This window comes from Neoaquamicrobium microcysteis (genome assembly GCF_008180155.1).
Classification (GTDB): Bacteria; Pseudomonadota; Alphaproteobacteria; order Rhizobiales; family Rhizobiaceae; genus Aerobium; species Aerobium microcysteis.
In genome coordinates, this window is record NZ_VSZS01000064.1 from 243,831 (window position 1) to 268,728 (window position 24,898).

24 protein-coding genes are annotated in these 24,898 nt (G+C 67.2%); 23 read left to right on the forward strand and 1 reads right to left on the reverse strand.

What is annotated here, in order from left to right; translation table 11 throughout:
• Positions 1–135 precede the first annotated feature (135 nt).
• From FY036_RS14860 to FY036_RS14945, 18 genes are all read left to right on the forward strand, one after another.
• On the forward strand, positions 136–978 hold the full coding sequence (locus FY036_RS14860; RefSeq protein WP_148915519.1) for a TIGR02587 family membrane protein: 843 nt from the start codon (positions 136–138) through the stop codon (positions 976–978).
• A 7-nt stretch (positions 979–985) separates the two neighbouring features.
• Complete coding sequence (locus tag FY036_RS14865; protein ID WP_148915520.1) at positions 986–1,387, forward strand: hypothetical protein; 402 nt, start codon at positions 986–988, stop codon at positions 1,385–1,387.
• 146 nt (positions 1,388–1,533) lie between these two features.
• On the forward strand, positions 1,534–2,334 hold the full coding sequence (locus FY036_RS14870) for a putative hydro-lyase (protein ID WP_201744770.1): 801 nt from the start codon (positions 1,534–1,536) through the stop codon (positions 2,332–2,334).
• A 73-nt stretch (positions 2,335–2,407) separates the two neighbouring features.
• Entirely contained in the window at positions 2,408–3,466 is a 1,059-nt protein-coding gene (locus tag FY036_RS14875; RefSeq protein WP_148915521.1) for a TRAP transporter substrate-binding protein, read from the forward strand.
• Positions 3,467–3,480: 14 nt separating this feature from the next.
• Entirely contained in the window at positions 3,481–4,062 is a 582-nt protein-coding gene (locus tag FY036_RS14880; RefSeq protein WP_148915522.1) for a TRAP transporter small permease subunit, read from the forward strand.
• Positions 4,059–5,336, forward strand: coding sequence for a TRAP transporter large permease (locus FY036_RS14885; RefSeq protein WP_148915523.1), 1,278 nt, complete (start codon positions 4,059–4,061; stop codon positions 5,334–5,336). The genes FY036_RS14880 and FY036_RS14885 overlap by 4 nt, the downstream gene beginning before the upstream one ends.
• 29 nt (positions 5,337–5,365) lie before the next feature.
• Complete coding sequence (locus tag FY036_RS14890; RefSeq protein WP_148915524.1) at positions 5,366–6,058, forward strand: DUF2848 domain-containing protein; 693 nt, start codon at positions 5,366–5,368, stop codon at positions 6,056–6,058.
• Between the two features lie 10 nt (positions 6,059–6,068).
• Positions 6,069–7,379: an amidase family protein gene (locus FY036_RS14895; protein WP_148915525.1), complete on the forward strand. Its 1,311-nt coding sequence runs from the start codon at positions 6,069–6,071 to the stop codon at positions 7,377–7,379.
• Positions 7,376–8,176 (forward strand): hypothetical protein, encoded by an 801-nt coding sequence (locus FY036_RS14900; protein WP_148915526.1) that lies wholly within the window; start codon positions 7,376–7,378, stop codon positions 8,174–8,176. Before FY036_RS14895 ends, FY036_RS14900 begins: the two co-directional genes overlap by 4 nt.
• A 57-nt stretch (positions 8,177–8,233) precedes the next feature.
• On the forward strand, positions 8,234–9,112 hold the full coding sequence (locus FY036_RS14905; protein ID WP_148915527.1) for a LysR family transcriptional regulator: 879 nt from the start codon (positions 8,234–8,236) through the stop codon (positions 9,110–9,112).
• Between the two features lie 133 nt (positions 9,113–9,245).
• Positions 9,246–9,974, forward strand: a complete 729-nt coding sequence (locus tag FY036_RS14910; protein WP_201744771.1) for a FadR/GntR family transcriptional regulator — start codon at positions 9,246–9,248, stop codon at positions 9,972–9,974.
• Entirely contained in the window at positions 9,971–11,014 is a 1,044-nt protein-coding gene (locus FY036_RS14915; RefSeq protein WP_148915529.1) for an ABC transporter ATP-binding protein, read from the forward strand. Before FY036_RS14910 ends, FY036_RS14915 begins: the two co-directional genes overlap by 4 nt.
• Entirely contained in the window at positions 11,011–12,120 is a 1,110-nt protein-coding gene (locus tag FY036_RS14920; RefSeq protein ID WP_148915530.1) for an ABC transporter ATP-binding protein, read from the forward strand. Before FY036_RS14915 ends, FY036_RS14920 begins: the two co-directional genes overlap by 4 nt.
• 12 nt (positions 12,121–12,132) lie before the next feature.
• Positions 12,133–13,626: an ABC transporter substrate-binding protein gene (locus tag FY036_RS14925; RefSeq protein ID WP_148915531.1), complete on the forward strand. Its 1,494-nt coding sequence runs from the start codon at positions 12,133–12,135 to the stop codon at positions 13,624–13,626.
• Between the two features lie 81 nt (positions 13,627–13,707).
• The gene (locus FY036_RS14930; protein WP_148915532.1) at positions 13,708–15,204 is read left to right on the forward strand and encodes an ABC transporter substrate-binding protein; all 1,497 of its coding nucleotides are present in this window, start codon (positions 13,708–13,710) and stop codon (positions 15,202–15,204) included.
• Positions 15,205–15,264: 60 nt separating this feature from the next.
• Positions 15,265–16,212 (forward strand): ABC transporter permease, encoded by a 948-nt coding sequence (locus tag FY036_RS14935; protein ID WP_148915533.1) that lies wholly within the window; start codon positions 15,265–15,267, stop codon positions 16,210–16,212.
• Positions 16,209–17,075 (forward strand): ABC transporter permease, encoded by an 867-nt coding sequence (locus tag FY036_RS14940; RefSeq protein WP_148915534.1) that lies wholly within the window; start codon positions 16,209–16,211, stop codon positions 17,073–17,075. Before FY036_RS14935 ends, FY036_RS14940 begins: the two co-directional genes overlap by 4 nt.
• A 23-nt stretch (positions 17,076–17,098) precedes the next feature.
• On the forward strand, positions 17,099–18,895 hold the full coding sequence (locus FY036_RS14945) for a gamma-glutamyltransferase family protein (protein ID WP_148915535.1): 1,797 nt from the start codon (positions 17,099–17,101) through the stop codon (positions 18,893–18,895).
• Positions 18,896–19,032: 137 nt separating this feature from the next.
• Here FY036_RS14945 and FY036_RS14950 read toward each other — a convergent pair whose 3' ends face one another.
• On the reverse strand, positions 19,033–20,088 hold the full coding sequence (locus tag FY036_RS14950) for a LacI family DNA-binding transcriptional regulator (protein WP_235897681.1): 1,056 nt from the start codon (positions 20,086–20,088) through the stop codon (positions 19,033–19,035).
• Positions 20,089–20,212: 124 nt separating this feature from the next.
• Here FY036_RS14950 and FY036_RS14955 point away from each other — a divergent pair, with 124 nt between their 5' ends.
• From FY036_RS14955 to FY036_RS14975, 5 genes are read left to right on the forward strand one after another with little or no spacing between them, the layout of a single operon-like run.
• A complete protein-coding gene (locus FY036_RS14955) occupies positions 20,213–21,232 on the forward strand; it encodes a TRAP transporter substrate-binding protein (RefSeq protein ID WP_201744772.1) in 1,020 nt (339 codons plus the stop codon).
• 35 nt (positions 21,233–21,267) lie between these two features.
• On the forward strand, positions 21,268–21,786 hold the full coding sequence (locus tag FY036_RS14960) for a TRAP transporter small permease (RefSeq protein ID WP_148915536.1): 519 nt from the start codon (positions 21,268–21,270) through the stop codon (positions 21,784–21,786).
• A complete protein-coding gene (locus tag FY036_RS14965) occupies positions 21,783–23,060 on the forward strand; it encodes a TRAP transporter large permease (RefSeq protein ID WP_148915537.1) in 1,278 nt (425 codons plus the stop codon). The genes FY036_RS14960 and FY036_RS14965 overlap by 4 nt, the downstream gene beginning before the upstream one ends.
• 9 nt (positions 23,061–23,069) lie before the next feature.
• A complete protein-coding gene (locus FY036_RS14970; protein ID WP_148915538.1) occupies positions 23,070–23,609 on the forward strand; it encodes a VOC family protein in 540 nt (179 codons plus the stop codon).
• 10 nt (positions 23,610–23,619) lie between these two features.
• Positions 23,620–24,897: a RuBisCO large subunit C-terminal-like domain-containing protein gene (locus FY036_RS14975; protein WP_148915539.1), complete on the forward strand. Its 1,278-nt coding sequence runs from the start codon at positions 23,620–23,622 to the stop codon at positions 24,895–24,897.
• Position 24,898: the final 1 nt, after the last annotated feature.

Genomic DNA, 24,898 nt, shown 5'->3' on the forward strand with positions numbered 1-24,898 from the left:
CGGCAGTTCGCTTCGCCCCCGCTTCCGATCGGCGGATCGCTCTTGTCTTTTCTCGCTTTTGTCGTGGCGCGGGCAATGCGGGCGCGGAACCGGGGCGTCGCGAAACGGTTTTGAGGAAAACCGGAGACGCCTATCTTGTCGGCACGAGCTCAGCCATCGCGATCGGGTACGGCGCGGGCCGTCCGCGACTTCGGCCGTGCGGCCGGCGGGGCGCTGGTGTTCTCGCTGCCGATGCTGATGACCATGGAGCTGTGGTGGCTCGGCTTCTATCTCGACCGCGCGCGGCTGCTCGTGCTGTTCCTCACGGCGCTGCCGCTGCTCGTCGTCCTTTCGCACCATGTCGGCTTTGAACGGACGCGCGGCTGGCGCGACGACATCCTCGATGCGCTGATCGCGGCCGGCATCGCTGCGGTCGTCTGCACCACGTTGCTAATTCTTTTCGGCACGATCACCTTCGATACCCCGCCTGACGAGATCGTCGGCAAGGTGGCGATACAGAGCGTGCCTGCGTCGATCGGCGCGCTTCTGGCAAGAAGCCAGTTCGGGCACGGCGCGGCGGACGACGAGGATGTGGCCGACGAGGAGGAGCCCTATGGTGGCGAACTCTTCCTCATGGGCGTGGGCGCGCTTTTCCTGGGGTTCAATGTCGCGCCGACGGAGGAGATGATGCTGATTTCCTACCAGATGTCGCAATGGCATGCGCTCGCGCTGGTCGTCCTTTCGCTCGTCCTCATGCACGGCTTCGTCTTTGCGCTCGGCTTTGCCGGCGGTTCGGAGGTCTCGCCCGACGAACCGTGGTGGAGCCCCTTCGTCAGGCTTACCTTGCCCGGCTACGTGATAGCGCTGGCCATCAGCTTCTACCTGCTTTGGCTTTTCGCACGCACCGACGGCCTGCCGGTCGAGGGCGTGGTCATGGCGGTCGTCGTGCTCGCCTTCCCCTCGGCCATCGGCGCCGCGGCCGCGCGCCTGATAATGTGAGGCTGCCATGGGCAAGACCAAGCCTGCCGGACGAGCCGGAAACGGCCGTCCGCTCATCGAGTGGGTGTTCGGAGGTGTTTCCGCTGCCGTCGTCGCCGCGCTGATCCTGTTTCTCGGCTATCAGGCGCTGTTCGGCGACGCCCGGCCTGCCGACCTGATGGTGACGATCGAGCGCATCGACGGGCTCGAAAGCGGCGCTGCGGTCGTCGTCGCCGTGGAGAACCGGGGCGACCGGGCGGCTTCGGCGGTTGCGGTCTATGCGTCGGAGCGCGGCGACGGCGCTTCGCGGCAACGGATCGAGTTCGACTATGTCGCCGCCCATGGCGTCAGGCGGGGCGCGTTCATCTTCTCCGAGCCCGTCGAGGCCGCCGATCTGCTGGTGGAGGTCGGCGGCTACACCGAACCCTAGGAAAGACCTGCCTATCGATGAAAAGAATTTATCGCCTCCCATGACAATTAACAATTCGACTCATCAAACCGCCGGCGCTTAACTGTTCCCAACAACAAGCCTGCGGCCGGATACCCCGGTGACAGACAGGAGAACCGGGGAATAGCGTGAACGATACGGCAGAGCTGACGACCGGATATTATGCAAGCGGCACCGAGGTGCGCGCAGCCTGTCGCGACGGGCGTCATACCGGTCAGACATCGGGTCTCGCGCAGGGCTTTCAGCAGGGCAACCTCGCCATCCTCCCAAGCGCCTATGCCGACGATTTCCTGCGCTACTGCGTCCGCAACCCCAAGCCCGCCCCGCTTCTCGGCGTCTCCGAGCCCGGCGATCCCTCGCTGCCGCAGATCGGCCGCGACATCGACATTCGCCGCGACCTGCCGCGCTATCGCGTCTTCCGCAATGGCGAGCCGGCCGAATCGGTCACCGATCTGGATGCGCTCTGGCGCGACGATTTCGTCAGCTTCGTCATCGGCTGCTCGTTCTCGTTCGAGACCGCGCTCCTGCGCGACGACATCCCCGTGCGCCATATCGCGGCGGGGCGTAACGTCGCCATGTACGTCACCAATATCGAGACCGAGCAGGCCGGGCCTTTCGGCGGCCCCATGGTTGTGTCGATGCGCTCGTTTTCCCCGCGTGATGCCATCCGCGCGGTGATCCTGTCGTCGCGCCTGCCCGAAGCGCACGGCGCGCCGGTGCATCTGGGCGATCCCGCGGCGATCGGCATCGCCGACCTGTCGAAGCCCGACTTCGGCGATGTGCCTGACATTCACGCAGGCGACGTGCCGGTGTTCTGGGCCTGCGGCGTGACCCCGCAATCGGCGATCAGGCGGGCGCGGCCCGAGATCGCCATCGTGCACGAACCCGGCCACATGCTGGTGACGGATTTGCGCGTGAGCATGAGTTGACCACGCCCCGGCTTCGGCCGGGTCGAGACTGCACTGCCGTTGACGACCTTGATAAGAGAAAGGGGAACCTGAGATGAAATCCGTATTCCGCACCCTGCTTGCCGGCGCAGCACTCCTGCCGCTCGCGACCGCCGCAACCGCCCAGGACCTTCCGGCCACCGATTTCAACGTGGTGGGAAGCTGGAGCAACCTGCCGCTCTACCAGGAGTTCGAGCGCAAGTTCTGGGAAGAGACCGTGCCCGCCGAATCGGGCGGCGCGATCAACGTCACCATGACGACCTTCGACCAGATGGGCGTGGCCGGCGCCGACGTCTACCGCATGCTGGGCGACGGCGTGTTCGACGTTGGCATGACGGTGGCCGACTACACGGTGGGCGACGCGCCCGAACTGGAAGGCCTCGACGTGCCGCTGATCGCCATGGACGCCGGCAGCGCCCGCAAGATGGTCGATGCCGCAAAGCCCTGGGTGGCCGATATCATGCGCGATCGCTTCAACGCGCATGCGCTCGCCATTGCGCCCTATCCGCCGCAGATCGTCTTCTGCAACGCCGAGATCGCCAGCCTCGACGACCTTGCCGGCAAGAAGATTCGCGGCTCCGGCCGCATGACCTCGCTGTTCCTCGAAGCGCTGGGTGCCGAGGGCATCACGCTCGCCTTCTCCGAAGTGCCGGGTGCGCTCGAGCGCGGCGTCATCGATTGCGCCGTCACGGGTGCGGGCTCGGGCTATGCGTCCGGCTGGCATGAATCCTCAACCCATCTGGTCAACCTGCCGCTCGGCGGCTGGGATCCGGTTGTCACCGCCGTCAACCTCGACAAGTGGGAAAGCCTCGATCCGGCGGTCCAGGCTTTCCTGACCGAGAAGGCCGCCAGCGAATTCGAGACCCCGGCATGGGAAGATGCCGACGGTGCGCTTGCCCGCGACATCGCCTGCCTGACGGGCTCGGGCGAATGTGCGCGCGGGCCTGCGGCTTCAATGACGCTGGTCGAGGTCTCGGCCGAAGATCAGGCCAAGGCCGTCGCGATCCTCGAAGACAAGATCCTACCCGACTGGGCGCAGCGCGCCGGCGGAGACTGGGCGCAGCGCTGGAACGAAACCGTCGGCGCGACGCTCGGCGTCTCGATCGCCGAGTAGGCGGCGGCAGCGCCATGGCACCGCACGCACAAACCCTCGCAGCGCCGGTGATGAAGATCACCGGCGTGTTGCGGGCGGCCAACCGCATCGTCGCGCTCGCCTGCGGTGTCGCGCTGCTGGTCGCCGTGGCGATGATCCTGATGGAGGTCGCGGGGCGGCGGTGGCCTTGGCTGCGCATCGGCGGGGCCGACGAGCTGTCGGGCTACGTGATGGCGGGCCTCGCCACCTGGGGCTTCGCCTATGCGCTGGTCGAGCGCGCCCATGTGCGCATCGACCTGCTCTACGTGAAACTGACCGCGCCCGGCCGGGCGTGGCTCGACATCGTGGCCATGGCCAGTGTGGCGTTCGTCGCCGTGCTGGTCGCCTACTATGCCTATGACGTGCTGGGCAAATCGCTGGCGCGGGGCTCCCGCTCCAACACGCCGCTCGCGATCCAGCTCTGGATACCGCAGGCGATCTGGTTTGCCGGCTGGGTCTGGCTCGCGGTCACCTCCACCGTGCTTCTGGCATGCGTGCTGCTGATGACCTTCGTACGGCGGTGGGCACAGGTCGCCGACCTTGCCGGCGTGACCTCCGAGACGGGAGAAGCGGTATGATGTGGTTTGTCGGCGGTGGCCTCGCCGTCCTGCTCGCGCTGTCCATCCCCGTCGGGGCCGCCTTGTTCCTGCTCGGCCTCGGGCTCGACTTCTTCTTCTCGCCGCTGCCGCTCATCCGCGGTCTCGGCCAGATGGTCTGGTCGTCGTCCGACAGCTTCCTTTTGATCGCGATCCCGCTTTTCGTGCTTCTGGGCGAGATCCTCGTGCGCGCCGGCATCGCCGAGCGCACCTATGCCACGCTCGACGCATGGTTCTCGTGGCTGCCGGGCGGGCTCGTCCATGCCAACATCGGCACGGCCACCATGTTTTCCGCCACCTCCGGCTCGTCGGTCGCCACGGCTGCCACCGTCGCCACCGTCGCCATGCCGCAGGCGGAAAAGCAGGGCTACGACCAGCGGCTCTTTGCCGGCGCGATTGCAGCCGGCGGCACGCTCGGCATCATGCTGCCGCCGTCGATCAACCTGATCGTCTACGGCTTCCTCACCCAGACCTCGGTGCCCCAGCTATTCATGGCCGGCATCCTGCCGGGCCTGCTCATGGCGGCCGGCTTCATGCTCATCACCGCGGTCATCTGCAAGGTCAGGCCGCAGCTTGGCGGGCCCAGCCGGTCGTTCACCTGGCGACAGCGTTTCGAGGGGCTGCGCCACCTGATACCGGTATTCCTCGTCTTCGCGATCATCATCGTCTCCATCTATCGCGGCTGGGCCACCCCCACCGAGGCTGCGGCCGTCGGCGTGGCGATGGCGATGGTCATCGCGGCCTTCTACAAGGCGCTCACGCCGGCCAACATGCGCGAGGCGCTCCTGGGCACCATCCGCACCACATCGCTGGTGATGTTCGTCATCGTCGGCGCGTACTTCCTCAACTACACGCTCGGCGCGACAGGGCTCGGCCGCCAGCTCACCGCTTTCCTCGACGGGCTGGGCCTCGGGCCCTACGGCATGCTGCTCATCATCATCCTGATGTACATCGTGCTCGGCTTCTTCATCGAGACGCTGGCGCTGATGATCGCGACGATCCCGATCGTCGTGCCCATCGTTGTCGGGCTGGGCTTCGACAAGGTGTGGTTCGGCATCCTTCTCATCGTGCTGATCGAGATGGCGCTGATCACGCCGCCCGTCGGCCTCAACCTCTACGTGGTCCAGGGAGCCCGCAAGAGCGGCCGGCTGGGCGACGTGATGGTCGGAGCCATCCCCTACGTGCTGGTGATGCTTCTGATGGTGGTCCTGCTGATCGCCTTCCCCGGCATCGCCCTGTTCTTCGCGCCGGTCTGAGCCGGCGTCTTCCTCTCAACGGTAGGACAATGACCAACACCATTACCTTCGACGTAGCGGGCCGCGAGCCCGTCACCATCGCGGTGCGCAACGCCATCATCGCCGGCTGGACCGGGCGCAACATGGATGCCGTGCAGCATCACATCGACGAGCTGGAGGCCATCGGCGTGCCGCCGCCCTCCACGGTGCCGCTCTACTACCGCGTCGGCGCGGCGCTCCTCACCACCGACAAGCTGATCGAGACGGTGGACGAGACCTCCTCCGGCGAGGCCGAGCCGGTTCTGGTCGACGACGGCGAGAACCTCTATCTCGGCCTCGGCTCCGACCACACCGACCGCCAGCTCGAGACGCATTCGGTGGCGCTGTCGAAGCAGATCTGCGCCAAGCCGGTCGCATCGACGCTGTGGCTGTTCAGCGAGGTAGCCGATCACCTCGACGACCTCCAGATCCGCTCCTTCATCAGCGAGAACGGCGAGTGGGTTCCTTACCAGAGCGGCACGCTGGCCTCCATCCGGCCGCTTCTCGATCTCGTCGCCGCCTCGCCCAAGGCGCAAAGCGCCACCCGACTTGCGGCGGGAACGGCGATGATGTGCGGCACCTTCCCGGTCCTGTCGGGCGGCGTGCGCCCCGCACGCCGTTTTCGCATGGAGATGGAGGACGCAAGGCTTGGCCGGCGCATCGAGCATAGCTATGAAATGAGCCCGCTGCCCGTCATTTCGTGAGAGATCGCCCATGCCTGCCGCTTCCCCCCTCCGCCCCGGCCATAACGGCATTTCGCTGCGCGCGGCCGACCGGGCCCGCCATGCGATAGACCGCGCGATGGCGCTGGACGGCTCGGTGCTGTCCAGCATCTTCACGAGCTTCGACTCAGGCCGCATAGCAGCGGACGCCGAGGCGCTGGATCGCGATGCGGCGCGTCTTGAGGGGCCGCTCGCCGGCTTGCTGGTGTCGATCAAGGATCTGTTCGACGAGGAGGGCGTGACCACCACGGCCGGCTCCGCGATCCTGGCGGGCGAGGCCCCGGCTGGCCGGGATGCCGAAGCGGTGCGACGCCTCAAGGCGGCCGGAGCTATCGCCTGCGGGCGCACGACGATGAGCGAGTTCGCCTATTCGGGCGTCGGCCTCAACCCGCATTTCGGCAATCCCGGCAACGCGCTCGACCCGCTTCGCATCACCGGCGGCTCCACCTCCGGCGGGTCCGTCACCGTGGCGCTGGGCATCGCCGATGTGGCGCTGGGTTCCGACACCGGCGGTTCCGTGCGCATCCCCGCCGCCCTCAACGGCCTTTGCGGCTTCAAGCCCACACAGGCCGCCGTGCCGCTCGACGGCGCGTTTCCGCTGTCCGGCACCTATGACAGCATCGGCCCGCTCGCACGCACCATCGCCTTGTGCGCGGCCGTGCACGCCGTGCTTTCCGGCACGTCGCCCGACAATGGCGAGGCGGTCGAAAAGCCCCGCATCGGCGTCGTGCGCGGCCCGCTGACCGAAGGGCTGGACGAGAAGGTGTCGCGCGACTTCGACGCCGCGCTGGTGAAGCTCGCCGATGCCGGCTGCACGCTACAGGACGTCGACCTGCCGATGCTCGACGGCTACGGCAATGTCAACCGCATCCTCGTCGCCACCGAGGCGCACGCGATCCATCGCCACCGTCTCGACGGGCTGGAGACGGCCGGTGACGCGCGCGTGCTCAAGCGCATCCGCGCGGCCGAAACCTTCAGCGCCGCCGAGGTGGCCGAGGCGCGTGCCCTTCGCGCCCACGCGGTCGAGGCGTTTCGCGCGCTGTCGGGCGGGTTCGACGCCTTCGTGATGCCGACGCTCCCCACCGTTGCCCCATTGATCGCCGATGTCGAGGCGGAGTTCGACCGGCTGAACGCGCTGATGCTGCGCAACCCGTCTGCGCTCAACTTCCTCGACGGCTGCGCAGCCACCGTGCCGATGCACGGCGACCGGAGCCTCGCCACCGGGCTGACCATGTTCGCGGCCGGCGGTGCCGACTGGCGCGTGCTGGCGCTGGCGCAACGCGCCGAGGCCGCGCTGGCGTGACGGGCATCGAAGGCGTCTGGATCGAATTTCTGGTCCGGGCCGGCGCGACCGCCTTCGTGGTCATCTTTATCGCGTGGGCGGCCGCCCGCTTCAATTCGCTGGTGGGCGGCGTCCTCGTCGGACTGCCGATCGTGCTGGGGCCGGCCTTCTTCTTCATGACGCTCGAGCACGAGCCGCCCTTCGTCGCCGAAACGGCCGCCGGCGCGCTGTACTCGCTGACGGCGACACAGGCGTTTCTGGCATTCTATATCATTGCCGCGGGGCGGCTTTCGGCCGTGGGCGCAACGCTTGCTGCCGCCATAGCGTGGGTGGCGACTGCCCTGCCGCTGGCCTTCGCGCCGCATCCGCTCCCTGCCGGCGTGGCGCTTTTCGTCCTCGTCACCATCGGGCTTCGCATCGCGCTCAAGCGCTTCGTGCCGGCCAGCACTCCGCCCGCCTCGGCCAGCCGGTGGCCGCTTCTGGTCCTGCGCGGCGTGGCGGCCGGCCTGCTCGTGGGCGCGGTCACGCTGGCGGCATCAGGGCTGGGGCCGTCGCTGGCAGGCATTCTGGTCTCGTTTCCCATCGGCTTCTGCGCGATCCTTTTGTCGCTCAATCTCGACCACGGCGCGGCCATCGCGACGAAAACCGCCTATGCCGGTCTGGTCGGCGTATCCAGCCTCGCAGCCTTCTGCCTGACGCTGGCGACGACGGCCGGCATCACCGCGCCATGGGCAGGCTTCACGCTCGGCCTCGGCGCATCGCTGGTGGTGACGGCCCTGTGCGGGCTGCTCATGCGCGGCCGCCCCGCCTTGCGCTGAAGCGAGGCTTGCAGGCATGGTGGGTGGGCCGGCAGCAGCTTTCGGGGAACCAGCATCATGGTCGACTTCAAGGGTCTGGAGACCTTCGTCTGGGTGGTCGCCCTCGGCAGCTTTCGCGGCGCGGCGCAGAAGCTCAACACCACCCAGCCGGCCGTCTCCCACCGCATCAACAATCTCGAGGAAGAGATCGGCGCCAAGCTGCTCATCCGCGAGACGCGCAGCGTCACGCCCACCCCGCGCGGCCGCCAGCTCCTGCCCTATGCCGAACGCATCCTCACCATGCGCGCCGAGATGCTGTCGGTGCTGCGCGATGCGGCGGCGATACGCGGGGTGCTCCGGCTCGGCGTCGCCGAAACCATCGTCCAGACATGGCTTCCGCATTTCATCAAGGAAGTGAACCGCTGCTATCCCAACCTGTCGGTCGAGATCGACGTGGACATCTCGCCGTCGCTGCGCACGCGCCTGCTGGCGCAGGAGATCGACATCGCCTTCATGCTCGGGCCGCTGACCGCGCCGCGCCTCAACAACCGGCTCCTGTGCGAATATCAGGTCGGCTTCATCGCCAGCCCGTCGCTCAGGGTTCCCAACCCCGCAACGCTCGAAGATTTGTCGTCCTTTCCGCTCATCACCTTCGCCCGCAAGACGCAGCCCTACGAAGCGGTGAAGTCGCTTTTCAACCGGCCCGACCTGCCGCCGATCAAGCTGCACGCCAGCGCCTCGATGGCCACCGTCGTGCATCTGGCGCTCGAAGGCATCGGCATCGCCGTCATCCCCTATGAATCGGTCGCATCCGAGATCGCGGACGGCGAGCTGGAACTGATCCGCACCGACATCGCCATCCCCCAGCTCACCTTCTGCGCCTGCTGGCTCCAGTCTCCCGACACCTACGCCGTCGAGCTCGTCGTCGACATCGCCGCCCGCATCGCGGCGCGCTGAACCAGCGTTACCATCTTTCCCCAGCACCCGGTTTCGCTTGACAGGACGCCCATCGCCTGAATGAATTGGGGAACCAATCAATCAAATGGTTCCACCCGAGGGAGCGCGGCATTTGCAGCCGGAACGGGCGACGTTGAATTCCTCCATAGCGCTGGAGAATCTGCGCCAGCTCGTGCGCGAGCATCGCGACGATGCGGAATGGCGGCTGCCTCCCGAGCGCGAGCTGGCGATTTCCATGGGTCTCGGCCGGCGCGCGGTTCGCCGGGCGATGGAGGTTCTGGAGGCCGAAGGCGCGGTCTGGCGGCAGCAGGGCAAGGGAACCTTTATCGGGCGTCGTCCCGCGCTTCAGCCGCTGCTGGCCGGCAACCTCGCCGAACGCACCAACCCGCTCGAGGTCATGGAGGCCCGGTTGCAGATCGAGCCGGCGCTGGCCCGCATGGCGGCGCTGCGTTGCTCTTCCGACGATATAGACGCCCTGCGCCGCCTCTCGCAGAAGACCTCGACGGCGCTCGACAATGACGGCTGGGAGCTGTGGGACAGCGCCTTCCACCGCCGCATCGCCGAATGCGCGGGCAACGGCCTGCTGCTGTCGCTGTTCGACGTGGTGCAGACCATCCGGCAGGAGCCGGGCTGGCGCAGCCTGCGGGCGCGTGCGCGCAGCGATGCCAGCCGCGACGATTCGTTCCGCGAGCACGAGGCGATCGTCGAGGCGATTGCCGATCGCGACGCGCCGGGGGCCGAGCGCGCCATGCGCCGCCACCTCAACGCCATCAACGCCAACCTGCAGTCCGCGATCATGGGCGGCGACGAATATCCCGACGAGAGCGCCATGGGCCACGATGACATGAGGACCACCGCATGAGCGCACCGCAGGCCGCATCCGGCGTTTCCACAGCCGCTTCGCCGGCAGCGGCAGCGCCGGTCCTGTCGGTCGAGGGCTTCTCGCTCACCTTCGACGCCAAAGCGCAGACCAATCTGGTGGAAGACGTGTCGTTCTCGGTCGCGCCGGGCCGCACGCTCTGCATCGTGGGCGAATCGGGCTGCGGCAAGAGCGTCACGTCGCTGGCCCTGATGGGGCTTCTGCCCTCGCCGCCGGCGCGCATCGTCTCCGGCACGGCGCGGTTCGAGGGCAGCGACCTGTTCGCCATGTCCGAGCGCGCGCGCGCCGATCTGCGCGGAAACGAGATGGCGATGATCTTTCAGGAGCCGATGACCTCGCTCAATCCGGCCTTCACCATCGGCCACCAGATTGCGGAAGGCATCATCCGCCACCGCAAGCTGTCGAAGGCGCAGGCGCGGGCCGAGGCGCTGAAGATGCTCGAATGGGTGCGCATCCCGGCCGCCGCCAAGCGGCTCGACGCCTACCCGCACCAGCTTTCCGGCGGCATGCGCCAGCGCGTCATGATCGCGATGGCGCTGGCCAACCGGCCGAAGCTTCTCATCGCCGACGAGCCGACGACGGCGCTCGACGTGACGATCCAGGCGCAGATCCTGGCTCTGGTCCGCCGCATCCAGCAGGAGACCGGCACGGCGATGATCCTCATCACCCACGATCTGGGCGTCGTGGCCGAGGTCGCCGACGATGTGGCGGTCATGTATGCCGGCCGCATCGTGGAGAGCGGCCCGGTTGAGGCGATCTTCGCCGACCCGCAGCACCCCTACACGATCGGCCTTTTCGGCTCGGTGCCCTCGCTCGAGCGCAGGCAGGGCAGGCTGGCGACCATCAAGGGCGCGGTGCCGCCGCTCCAACTGATGCCGAAGGGTTGCCGCTTCGCGCCGCGCTGCCCCTTTGCCGACACGCGCTGTCACGAGCAGGTGCCGCCCACGGTTTCTTTCGGCGCGGGTCACAAGGCTGCATGCTGGTACGCGCCGATCGAGCAGACGATGGGGGCGACACAATGAGTTCGCCGGCTGAACAGCCCATCCTCGAGGCCCGCGGTCTGGTCAAGCGGTTCGGCGGCCGTCGCGGTATCTTCGATTCCTCGCCCACCGTTCACGCCGTCAACGACGTTTCGCTCAGGATCGCCCGTGGCGAAACCTTTGCGATCGTCGGCGAATCGGGCTGCGGGAAATCGACGCTCGGCCGTCTTCTGCTGCGGCTCATCGAAGCGAGCGAGGGCGAGGTGCTCTACGAGGGCCAGTCGATCACCGCGCTGTCGCAGCGCGAGATGCGGCGGCTGCGCCGCGATCTCCAGATCATCTTCCAGGATCCCTTCGCCTCGCTCAACCCGCGCATGACGGTGGGCGACATCATCGCCGAGCCCATCCGCCTTCACGGGCTGGCCCGCGGCAAGGCGGTGCAGGCGCGCGTCACCGAGCTGCTCGGCATCGTCGGGCTGCGGGCCGAATATGCCGACCGCTACCCGCATGAGTTTTCAGGCGGCCAGCGCCAGCGCATCGGCATCGCACGCGCGCTGGCGGGCGAGCCGAAGCTTATCATCGGCGACGAGCCGGTCTCCGCGCTCGACGTGTCCATCCAGGCGCAGGTCATCAACCTGCTCGAAGACCTCAAGGACCGCTTCGGCCTCACCCTCGTCATCGTCGCGCACGACCTTGCCGTCATCCGCCACATGAGCGACCGCGTGGCCGTCATGTATCTGGGCGAGATCGTCGAGCTTTCGCCGGTCGATCCGCTCTACGAGCAGCCGCTGCATCCCTATACGCAGGCGCTTCTCGGCGCCATTCCGCGGCCCGACCCGAAGGACCGCGCCGCGCCTAAGCTCTTGCAGGGCGATGTCCCTAGCCCCACCGACCTTCCGCCCGGCTGCCGCTTCCACACGCGCTGCCCCCATGCGCGCCAGCTCTGCCAGGAAATCCGTCCCGTGCTGGAGGATGCCGGCGGGGGGCGCGGCGTCGCCTGCCACTTCTGGCGCGAGATCGCGCAGATGGAGACGGCGACCACGCAGCGGGCGCGGACCGACGGCGCGCTCGACCGCCGTCTCGAGGTCTACCGCGCGGCACAGGCGCGGCGCGAAGCGGACAGTTCGCAAGCCGGCAAAATTCTTTAAGGAGCCACACACATGAAAAGATTGATGACATTGACGCTGGGGGCGATGCTGATGGCCAGCGCCGCCTCGGCAGCCGACCTCAGGATCGCGCTGCAGGACGATCCCGACGTGCTCGACCCGCACCGCGCCCGCACCTTCGTCGGCCGCATCGTCTTCACTTCGCTCTGCGACAAGCTGGTCGACATCGACGCCAACCTCGCCATCCAGCCGCAGATCGCGACCGAATGGTCGTGGAACGACGACAACACCGTCCTGACCATGTCGCTGCGCGAGGGCGCGACCTTCCACGACGGCGCGCCGATCGACGCCGAGGCGGTGAAGGCCAATCTCGACCGCGCCCGCACCGACGAGGAAAGCCTGCGCCGCAGCGAGGTCGCCTCGATCTCCGACATCGCCGTCATCGATGCGCAGACGCTGGAGATCACGCTGTCTCAGCCCGATGCCGGCCTGCTTTCGCAGCTCACCGACCGCGCCGGCATGCTGATGTCGCCCGCCTCCTTCGATGCCGATCCCGGCCAGAACCCGGTCTGCTCCGGCCCCTACAAGTTCGTCGAGCGCATCCAGAACGACCGCATCGTGCTGGAGAAGTTCGCCGGGCACTGGAACGCCGACGCCTACGCCTTCGACAAGGTGACCTTCGTGCCGATCCCGGATGCGACGGTGCGCCTCGCCAATCTGCGCTCCGGCGATGTCGATATCATCGAGCGCGTCGCGCCGTCCGATCTTGAAACGGTGGCGGGCGACGACAGCATCACGCTCGCCTCCGTCACCGGCCTCGGCTTCCAGGCGATCGAGGTCAACATGGCCAATGGCGACCGCGCGAACAACCCGCTCGGCACCGACAAGCGGGTGCGTCAGGCGCTCGATCTGGCCATCGATCGCAACGTGCTCAACGAAGTGGTCGGCGCCGGCACCTACGAGCCTGCCTATCAGGCCTTCCCGCCGGCAAGCTTCGCCTACAATCCCGAGATTGGCGCCGAGGGCCGCGATGTCGAGAAGGCCAGGGCCCTGCTGGCAGAGGCCGGCCACGAGCGCGTCGCCTTCGAGCTGACCTTCGGCAACAACACCATCATGCAGCAGGTCTTCGAACTGGTGCAGGCCATGGGCGCCGAAGCCGGCTTCGACATCACGCTTCGTCCGACCGAGTTCGCGGCCCTCCAGTCCGCGCTCAAAGCCGGCGATTTCGAGGTCGGCCAGTCCGGCTGGTCGGGCCGCGTCGATCCCGACGGCAACATCCACCAGTACGTCACCTGCGAAGGCAGCCTCAACGACGCAAAATACTGCAACGAGGAGGTCGACCGGCTGCTCAACGAGGCGCGCACCATCAACGACGAAGCCCAGCGCAAGGCGCTCTACGACGAGGCGCAGGCCATCCTGCGCGACGAGATGCCGATCCTCTATCTGTTCTACCTGCCCTGGCCCTTCGTGCATCAGGCCGCCATCGAGGGCTTCACCGCCTATCCCGACGGCATGATCCGGCTTGCCGGCGTCACCGTGGGCGAATGACCGGCTGGACGGTCCCCGGGAGCCGGCTCCGGCCGGCCCCCGCCTCAACGACAACAAAGCTGAAAACAGGGGAATAAAACCATGAGACTGCTTCTTTCATCGCTGCTGGCGACGACCCTCCTCGCCACCGTGGGCGCATCGGCCCAGGATTTCCGCATCGGCCTTCAGGAAGACCCCGACGTGCTGGACCCGCACAAATCGCGCACCTTCGTCGGCCGCCTCGTCTACACCTCGCTCTGCGACAAGCTGATCGACGTCGATGCGGCGCTGGAGTTCGTGCCCCGCGTCGCCACCGACTGGAGCTGGAACGACGACAACACCCAGCTCACCTTCACCATCCGCGACGACATGGTGTTCCATGACGGCGAGAAGCTGGACGCCGCAGCCGTCGCCGCCAATCTGGAGCGTGCCCGTACCCTGCCGGACAGCCTTCGCAAGAGCGAGCTTGCCTCGGTGACGGGCGTCGAGGCGACCGACGACACCACCGTCGTCCTCACGCTGGCCCAGCCCGACGCGACCCTGCTGGCGCAGCTTTCGGACCGCGCCGGCATGCTGCTTTCACCGGCCAGCTTCGAGACCGATGTCGGCACCAACCCCGTCTGCTCTGGCCCGTACAAATTCGTCAGCCGCGTGCAGAACGACCGCATCATCCTCGAGAAGTTCGCCGATCATCCGGAAGCCGACGACTATCATTTCGACCGCCTCGTCTTCCAGCCGATCCCCGATTCCACCGTGCGACTCGCCAATCTGCGCGCCGGCGATCTCGACATGCTGGAGAGGCTGAACCCGTCCGACGCCGCCACCGTGCGCGACGACGCTGCCCTGCAGTTCGTCACCGTCGCCGGTCTCGGCTATCAGGGCATCACCATCAACACCAGCGGCGAGGGCAAGGGCGACAACCCGCTCGGCACCGACAAGCGGGTCAGGCAGGCGCTTCAGCTCGCCATCGGCCGCGACATCATCAACGAAGTCGTCGGCAACGGCCTGTTCGAGCCGGCACAGCAGCCCTTCCCGCCTGCGAGCCCCTACAACAGCGAGAAGTTTCCGCTCGTGGCCCGCGACGTGGAGGCCGCGAAGGCGCTGCTGGCGGAGGCGGGCCACGAGCGCGTCTCCTTCGAGCTTGCCTTCGGCAACAACACGACGGCGTCGGCCATCAACGAGCTGATCCAGGCCATGGCGTCCGAAGCCGGCTTCGACATCAGCCTCCAGCCGACCGAGTTCGCCGCCATGCAGCAGGAGATGCAGGCCGGCAACTATCAGGCGGCGCAGATCGGCTGGTCCGGCCGCGTCGATCCCGATGGCAATCTCCACGGCTTCGTCACCTGCGAAGGCACCCTCAACGATTCGAACTACTGCAACGAGGAGGTCGATCGCCTGCTCAACGAAGCGCGCCAGACGCCCGACACGCAGGCCCGCATTCCGCTCTACGAGCAGGCGCAGGCGATCCTGATGGACGAGCTGCCGATCATCTATGTCTACCACCAGCCCTGGCCGTTCGTTCTGTCCTCGAACGTCGAGGGCTTCGAGGCCTATCCCGATGGCATGCTGCGCCTCAAGGGCGTCAGCCTCGCCGACTAGTCATAACCCGGCGGCGGGCCATCGCCCGCCGCCGCCATCCCATCGCGTGGTCGAAGCCTCATGTTGAAGATCATTGCCAGGCGCGTGCTCGTCGCGATACCGACGCTGGTGCTCGTGACGCTGATCGTGTTCGGTTTGCAGAAGATCCTGCCGGGCGATCCGCTGCTGACGCTTGCGGGCGAGGAGCGCGATCCGCAGGTGCTGGCCTATCTGCGCGAAAAATACAGGCTCGACGACCCCTTCCACATGCAATACCTCGCCTGGCTCGGAAACGTGCTGACAGGCGATTTCGGCAACTCGCTGCGCACCGGCGTTCCCGTCTCCACGCTCATCGCCCAGAAGCTGCCGGTCACGCTCCAGCTTGCCGTCATGGCGATCATCATGGCGATGCTGATCGGCATCCCTGCGGGCATCATCTCGGCGGTGCGCAAGGGAACCACCACCGACTACGCCGCCAATGCGGTCGCGCTGTCGGGCATGTCGATCCCCAATTTCTGGCTCGGCATCATTCTCATCATGGTCGTGTCGGTGCAGTGGCGGCTGCTGCCGGCCTCGGGCTACGTGCCGCTGACGGAAAACCCCATCCAGTCGCTGCGCACCATGCTGATGCCGTCCTTCGTGCTGGCCACCGCGCTGGCGGCCTATCTGATGCGCCATACGCGCTCGGCCATGCTGGGCGTGCTCACGTCCGACTATATCCGCACCGCGCGCGCCAAGGGCCTCCTGCCCAAGACCGTGATCCTCAAGCACGCGCTGCGCAACGCGCTGATGCCCATCGTCACCCTGTCCACGCTTCTCTTCGGCGAGTTGCTGGCCGGCGCGGTGCTCACCGAGCAGGTGTTCACCATTCCCGGCTTCGGCAAGCTCATCGTCGATGCCGTGTTCACCCGCGACTATGCGGTGGTGCAGGGCGTGGTGCTGTGCACGGCGGTCGGCTTCATCTTCATGAACCTTGTCGCCGACGTGCTCTACATCCTCATCAACCCCCGCCTGAGGCATCCCCAATGAGCGTTCAGGCAGAAGCCATCGCGCCGCGCCGCAGGCTCGGACGCGCGGCGACCAAGTTCCTCGCCAACCGCAGCGCCGTGTTCGGCGGCGTGCTCGTCAGCGTCTTCGTGCTGATGGCTCTGCTGGCGCCGGTGCTCACCAGCTACGATCCGTTCGCGACATCCTTCACCTCGATCCGCAAGCCGCCCTCGGCCGATTTCTGGCTGGGCACCGACGAGCTGGGCCGCGACATCTACACCCGCATGCTCTACGGCGCGCGCGCCTCGCTCATGGCGGGTGTGGTCTCGGTCGCCATCGCGGTCGCCGTCGGCGTTCCCTTCGGGCTGCTGGCAGGTTTCTACGGAGGCTGGGTCGACGCCTCCGTCTCCCGCGTGACCGAGGCGCTGCTGGCGATCCCCTTCCTCATCCTCGCCATCGCGCTCGCCGCCTTCCTCGGGCCCAGCCTCACCAACGCGATGATAGCCATCGGCCTGTCGGCCACGCCGATCTTCATCCGCCTCACGCGCGGCCAGACGCTGGCGGTCAAGACGGAGGATTATGTCGAAGGTGCGCGCGCCATCGGCCTGCCCAACGTGCTCATCATCACCCGCTACATCTTCCCCAACGTGCTGCCGCCCATCGTCGTGCAGGCGACCATCACCATCGCCACCGCCATCATCGCGGAGGCCAGCCTTTCCTTCCTCGGCCTCGGCCAGCAGCCGCCCAACCCCTCATGGGGCTCGATGCTCAACACGGCCAAGAACTTCATGACCCAGGCCCCCTGGATGTCGATCTTCCCCGGCGGCGCGATCTTTATGGTCGTGCTCGGCTTCAACCTCCTCGGCGACGGCCTGCGCGACGCGCTCGACCCTCGCGATCATTGACCACACCACGGAGCAGACCATCCATGTTCACCACAAGGCCCGAGATCCTCGGCACGTTCGGCGTCGTCACGACAACCCACTGGCTCGCCTCGCAGTCCGGCATGGCGATGCTGGAACGCGGCGGCAACGCCTTCGACGCGGCCGTCGCGGCCGGCTTCGTGCTGCAGGTGGTCGAGCCCCATCTGGTCGGGCCGGGCGGCGAAGTTCCGATCGTGTTCCACTCCGCCAGGACGGGCAGGACGCAGGTGCTGTGCGGGCAGGGCACCACGCCGGCAGGCGCGACGATGGAGCACTACAAGTCTGAAGGCCTGACGCTCATCCCCGGCAACGGCCTGCTGGCGACCGTCATCCCCGGCGCGTTCGACGCATGGATGCAGCTTCTGCGCGACCATGGCTCGCTGCCGCTGGCCGAGGTGATGGCGCCTGCGATCCACTATGCCGAGAACGGGCACCCGATGCTGCCGCGCGTCGCCAACACCATCGCCGGGCTGAAGGATTTCTTCGCCCGCGAATGGCCCACCTCGGCCGCCTTCTTCACCCCCGGCGGCAGCCTGCCCGAGGCGAAGAAGCTGTTCCGCAACGAGGCGCTGGCCAACACGTGGAAGCGCATCGTCGCCGAATCGCAGGCCGGCGGCGGCAGCCGCGAAAAGCAGGTCGACCGGGCACGCGATGCCTTCTACCGTGGTTTCGTTGCCGAAACGATCGAGCGTTTCGTCAATGAAAACGAGGTCATGGACGAAAGCGGCAAGCGCCATCGCGGCGTCATCACCGCCGACGACATGGCCGGCTGGCAAGCCACTTACGAGGAGCCGCTGACCTACGACTATCACGGCTATCGCCTCAACAAGATCGGCGCGTGGGGGCAGGGGCCGGTCTTCCTTCAGACGCTGGCGCTGCTCAAGGGCTTCGACATCGGCGCGATGGACACGCGGGGGCCGGATTTCGTCCACACGCTCACCGAAGCGATGAAGCTCGCCTTCGCAGACCGCGAATATTACTACAGCGACCCGAACTTCATCGACGTGCCGGTCGAGACGCTGCTGTCGGACGCCTACAACGACGAACGGCGCAGGCTGATCGAAAGGCAGGCCTCGCTCGAGCTGCGGCCCGGCCGCATCGCCGGCTATGAGGACCAGATCGCGCGCATGGATGCCGCTCTCGAGCGCCTGTCGCGCGTCGCCAATCCCGACGCGGCTTCCGCCGAGCCCACCATGGCCGACATGCGCTCCGTGCGGCGCGGCGATACCGTCCATATCGACGCCATCGACAAGGACGGCAACATGGTCGCCGCCATGCCTTCAGGCGGCTGGCTGCAATCCTCGCCCTATATTCCCGAGCTCGGCTTCATGCTCAACACGCGGGCGCAGATGTTCTGGCTGGAGGAGGGACTGCCCGCCAGCCTCGCGCCGGGCAAGCGGCCACGCACCACGCTCACGCCCAGCCTCGCCGAAAAGGACGGCCGCCCCTACATGGTCTTCGGCACGCCCGGCGGCGACCAGCAGGAGCAGTGGCAGCTTCAGTTCTTCCTGCGGCACGTCCATCACGGGCTCAACCTGCAGGAAGCCATCGACATGCCGATGTCGCATACCGCGCACTTCCCCAACTCGTTCTATCCGCGCGACCGCAAACCCGGAAACCTCGCCATCGAGGAGACTTTCGGGTCCGAAACGATCGAGGAACTGAAAGCGCGCGGCCACCGCCTCGACGTGACGCCTGAATGGTCTATCGGCCGCATGGTGGCGGCCGCCCGCGACGAGGACGGCATTCTTCGCGCCGCAGCGACCCCGCGCCTGATGCAGGCCTACGCGGTCGGGCGCTAGAGCACGTTGCAGGCGGGTGGAAACACCCGGCGTCGCATACATGCGGCTAAATCAACAAGTTGGACCATGATGTCGTCCGAAAACTAGTTCCCGCTTTTCGGCATCATGGTCTAGGGCGCAGTCGCTCCCTCCCGCCGCTACCCCTTGAGTTGCGGCGGGATGTTCTCGCGGAAGATCACCTCCATCGCCAGCGGGCGCTGGGCATCGCCGTTCGACGGCGCGTCCGGCGGCCGCGAGAATCGCGCCAGCGTCTGCGCGATGGTCTGGTCCGGGTCCGAATTGATCACCACGTCCATCGTGCCTTCGATCAGCAGGCGTCTGGTGTCGCCCGTCAGCCCGTGGCCGATGAAGACGACATCGCCGCCCTTGCCCTGTTCGCGCAACGCGCGGCCGATGCCGTCCGACGCGCCGCCGACATTGTAGATGCCGACGAGGTCGGGGTTCTGCTCGAGCAGGGAAAGCGTGTGGCGGTAGTTTTCGTTGCGGTCGTCGTGCCCCTCGCGCATGCCCACGACGCGCAGGCCCGGATGCGCCTCCTCGATGAGGCTGAGGAAGCCCATCTCGCGCTCGGCATGGGCGCGGTAGTTGCGGCTGCCCGCCACAAGCGCGACACTGCCTTCGCGCACCCTGCAGAAGCGGCCTAGCAGCAGCGCGGCGGTCCGGCCCGCCGCCTGGTTGTCGAGCCCGATATAGGCTTCGCGGCCCGGATGCGGCAGGTCGGATACGATGGTGATCAGCCGCGTGCCGCCGTCGGCCACTTCCTCCGCCGCCTCGCGCACCAGCGGGTGGTCCACCGCCATGAAGGCGATGCCGTCGGCCCACCGGGCGTGATGGCGAAGTGCCGTCGCCAGCGCGCCGGCGTCGAAGCTCTCGATGAAGAAGCAGCGCACCGGCACGTCGTCGCGCAGGCTCGTCTCGGCGATCGCGCGCACCTTGTCGCCGAGCAGGCGCAGATAGGGGTTGCCGCCCTTCGGCAGCAGGAAGGCGACGTTGGGCGGCCGCGGCCCCGACAGGCGCTCGCGCTCCTCGGCCTCCATGTAGCCGAGCGCGACGGCGGCCTTCAGCACGCGCTCGACGGTGCGCGGCTTCACCCCCTTGCGCCGGTTCAGCACGCGGTCGACCGTCGCCAGCGACACCCCGGCCGTGGCCGCCACATCGGACATAGAGGGGATGATGCCGGTTTCTGATGACACGTCAAAAAACCTCAATAATGAATGTTTGACGTGAAGCATCATGCTTCCTAGCCTTCTGTCAAGAGGAGCAAGAGGGTGTGGTGTCGTCGCCACGAGCCCTCGAAACACATCAAGGGAGGTAGGCATGGCAGGACAGTTCAATTCGTTCACCCGGCGCGGGGCGCTGGCTCTGGGGCTTGGTGCCGGCGCGCTGGCGATGACGCCGCGCTGGGCCTCGGCCCAGTCGCTCAACCTGCGCTACGGCCACAACAACGAGCCGTCCAGCGTGGCGGGCGCGCAGGCCGACTGGTTCGCCGAGGCGCTCGGCAGGCACTCCGGCGGCGACATCGCCGTTCAGGTGTTTCCGTCCTCGCAGCTGGGCAAGCTTCAGGAGCTGGCCGAGGCCGTCTCGCTCGGCACCATCGCGTTTTCGCACAACACGGCCGGCGGCATCGGCTCGCTCTACGAGCCCTTCGGCGCGCTCGACACGCCCTATCTCTACCGCGACATCGACCACCTCATGAAGGTGATGGACATCAACTCGCCGGTCATGCAGGAGCTGAACCAGGGCCTGATCGAGGCCGCCAACGTGCGCGTCATCTACGCCCACTATTTCGGCCGCCGCAATCTCACCGCCAACAAGGCGGTCTACAAGCCGGCCGACCTTGCGGGCGAGAAGATCCGCTCCGTGCCGTTCCCCATCTACCAGACCGCCATCGAGGGCATGGGCGCTGCACCCGTGCCGGTCGACTGGTCGGAGGTGCCCACCGCGCTCGCCACTGGCGTCGTGGCGGGTCAGGAGAACCCGGTCAACGTCATCCTCAACGTCAAGCTCTACGAGGTCCAGTCGCACCTCATGCTCACGGGCCACATGTCCAACGCCGAGGTCGTCGTGATGAACGAGGACGTTTGGCAGGGCCTCAGCGACGCGCAGAAGCAGGCGGTCGAGGCAGCCTCCCTCGAAATCCGCGAGCGTGCGACGAAGGCGATCGAGGAGAACGAGGAAAAGGAAACCGCCGAGCTGCGCGAGATGGGCATGACCGTGATCGGCCCCGAGGACGGGCTCGACATCGAGGCCTTCCGCGCGTCCGTGTCGACGCTGGTCGATCAGCGCTTTGGCGAGAAGTACGGCGATCTCTACGAGAAGATCCGGGCCATCGCCTGATCGCCGCCGCCTGATCACCGCATGAGATGCAGGACATGACCGCTCCAGCCGCCGACATCCCCGCCGGGCGCCCGCTTGCGGCCGTCGCCACGCTGTGCCGCAACGTGGCGGTCCTGCTGCTCGCCTTGATGAGCGTGCTCATCATCGTCCAGATCGTCGGCCGCAACGTGTTTGCGACCGGCACGCCCTGGGCTGACGAGCTGGCGCGCTTCTGCGGCGTTTCGCTGGTCTTCCTCTGCATCCCGGTGCTGGCCTTGCGGGGCCAGCACGTCGCCGTCGACATGGTGCCGATGATGCTGCCTCCCGCCGGGCGGCGCGCCTTCGCGATCGTCGGCGAGCTGATGGTCCTTTCCTTCGCCTGCATCATGGTCTGGGCGCTCTACGCCTTTCTCGAGCGGGCGTGGAAGTTCGCCACGCCCACGCTGGGCATTCCCAACTGGGTGCTCTACGCGCCGGCCGCCATCGCCTTCGGTCTGCTGGCGCTGGTCACCGTCGCGCGTCTCGCAGGCCTCATGCGCAACGCACCCGCCGGCCGTGAGGAAAAGCCGTCATGAGTGTCCTTCTGCTGGCTGTCTTCGCCGTCGCCCTCGTCGTCGGCGCTCCCATAGCCGTCGCGCTCGGCCTGTCGTCTGCCGTCGCAATCATCGTCTACGACCTGCCCGTCCACGTGCTCGCGCAGCGCGCCGTCAACGCGCTCGATTCGACGCCGCTGCTGGCCGTGCCGCTGTTCATCCTGGCTGCAAGCCTGCTCGGCTCGATCGGCGTCACCCAGCACATCTTTGATCTGGTGCGCCTGCTGGTCGGCCGCATCCGCGGCGCGTTCGCGCAGGTGTCCATCCTCGTCAGCCTCATATTCTCGGGCGTCTCGGGTGCCGCGCTCGCCGATATCGGCGCTCTGGGCAAGCTCCAGATCGACGAAATGGAGAAGCAGGGCTACACCAAGAAGTTCGCGGCAGGCATCACGGTGGCCGCCGCCACCATCGGGCCGATCTTCCCGCCGTCGATCCCCATCGTCATCTATGCCAGCGTCACCAACGTCTCGACCGTGCAGTTGCTCGTCGCCGGCATCATCCCCGCCTTCGTCATCACCGCCGCGCTGATGCTCCAGGTTGCCGTCATGGCGCGCATCTTCAAGCTGCCGCGCGACACGGTGAAACCCAGCCTGCGCGCCGTGGCCGAAAAGACGGCGATCTCGTTTCCCGCACTGCTTGCTCCGGTCATCCTTATCGGCGGGCTGCTTAGCGGCTATTTCGGCCCCACCGAGGTGGCAGGCGTCACCGTCGCCTATGCGCTGCTCATCGGCGCCTTCGTCTACCGGTCGCTCACCGTGCGTGCGGTCTGGGTCGGCCTGCGCGACACGGTCGAGGCGACGGCCAGCATCCTGTTCATCGTCGCCACCGCCGCCGTGTTCGCCTGGGTTCTGACGCTCGATCAGGTGCCCGCGCGCGCCGGCGCATTCCTGCTCGGCCTGTCGGACAATCCGATCGTGCTGCTGCTTCTGGTCAACCTGCTGCTGCTCGTCGTCGGCATGTTCCTGGAATCGATCGCCGCCATCCTCATCATCGCGCCCATCGTCGCGCCGGCGCTCCATGCCGCCGGCGTCGATCCGCTCCAGCTGGGCATCGTCTTCGTGCTCAATCTCATGATCGGCCTGCTGACGCCGCCGGTGGGCATGAGCCTCTACATGGTCTCCATCGTCGGCAAGATGCCCGTCCACATGGTCATCAGGGGCGTGCTGCCCTTTCTCATCCCGCTGCTTGTGTCGCTGCTCGTGGTCACGCTCGTGCCCGCCATCTCGACATGGCTGCCCCGCATCATCTTTCAGTAGGAACACCCCATGAGCAGGTTTCTTGGCGCAATCCGTCAGCTCGGCTATGTCGTCGACGACATCGAGGCGGCGATGGCGCATTGGCACGAGGTGATGGGCGTCGGCCCGTGGTTCTACAATCCGCGAGTGCCGATCGAGGACTACCGCTACGAGGGCAACCCCTACGAGCCGCACAATTCGGTTGCGCTCGCCAATAGCGGCTTCATCCAGGTCGAGCTCATCCAGTGCCGCAACGACGTGCCGTCGATGTATCGCGACTTCCGCCTCGCCGGCCATCGCGGGCTTCAGCACGTCGCCTATTGGACGCAGGATTACGACCGCGACCTCGCCAGCATGGAGGCTCAGGGCTACCGGCAGAAGATGAGCGGCAAGGTGGGCGAGAACGGCCGCTTCGTCTATTTCGACCGCGAGGCGCATCCCGGCACCGTCATCGAGCTTTCCGAGGTGATGGGTCCGAAGGGCCGCATGTTCGACATGATCCGCGCCGCATCGGAAGGCTGGGACGGCAGCGATCCGGTGCGTCCGTTCCCCGACCTCTCGGCCATCTGAGGCGGGCTCGATGCGTCCTGGCACGATCGAGGCGAGCTATCTGATCGAGACGCCGCTCGACCCCGAAAAGGTCGCCGGCATCATGGCGGGCGAGCAGTCGAGCGGAACCTTCCTTCGCGTGGCGGGCGAGACCGACGAACTGCGCGCCCGCGCAGCCGCCGACGTGCTGGAGGTGGTCGAACTCGAAAGCGCGCCTGCTCCCGCCCTTTCCAGCGCATGGCTCGAGCGCAAGGGCGCGTCCGGTCCATGGAGGCGTGCCAGGGTTCGCATCGCCTTTCCGGTCGCCAATATCGGCGCGAACCTGCCGACGCTCGCGGCAACGGTTGCAGGCAACCTCTACGATCTCGGCGAGGTCACCGGGTTGCGGCTGCGCGACGTCGCGCTCCCTCAGTCGTTTCGGGACCGTTTCGAGAAGCCCGTCGTCGGTGTCGCCGGCACCCGCGAAAGTGTCGGCGCACACGGCCGCCCGCTCTTCGGCACCATCATCAAGCCCAATGTCGGCATGCGCGCCCATGAGATTGCCGATCTCGTCGGGCTGCTGTGCGAGGCGGGCGTCGACTTCATCAAGGACGACGAGATTTGCGCCGACCCGGACCACGCGCCGCTGGCCGAGCGCGTACCGGCGGTCATGGCGCGCGTCAGGGCCTATCGGGAGCGCACCGGCCGCAACGTCATGGTGGCCTTCAACATCACCGACGAGACGGATGCGATGCGCCGTCACGCCGCGCTGGTCGAGCGCGAGGGCGGCTCCTGCGTCATGGCAAGCCTCAATTGGTGCGGCCTTTCGGCCATGCAGTCGCTTCGCCGGGCCACGCCGCTCGCCATCCACGGCCACCGCAACGGGTTCGGCGCGTTCGCCCGCCATCCGCTGCTCGGCATCGGCTTCGACGCCTACCAGGCGCTCTACCGGCTGGCGGGGGTAGACCACATGCATGTCCACGGCATCGGGGGGAAGTTCTCCGACCATGCCGACGAGGTGGAGGCCGCGGCGCGGCGCTGCCTCGAGCCGCTCGCCGTCGATGCGGCTCCCGATGCGGCCGATGCCGTCATGCCCGCCTTCTCGTCCGGCCAATGGGCCGGCACGCTGCCGGTGACGGCCAGGGCGGCAGGCTCCAGCGATTTCATGTTCATGGCCGGGGGCGGCATCCTTGCCCATCCGCAGGGCCCGGCAGCCGGCGTCGCCAGTCTGCGTCAGGCGTGGGAGGCGGTCGCCGCCGGCGAGGCGCTTGAGGCCGCGGCCGCGACAAGGCCGGAGCTGGCGGCTGCGCTCGGCTTCTTCGGCCGCTGAC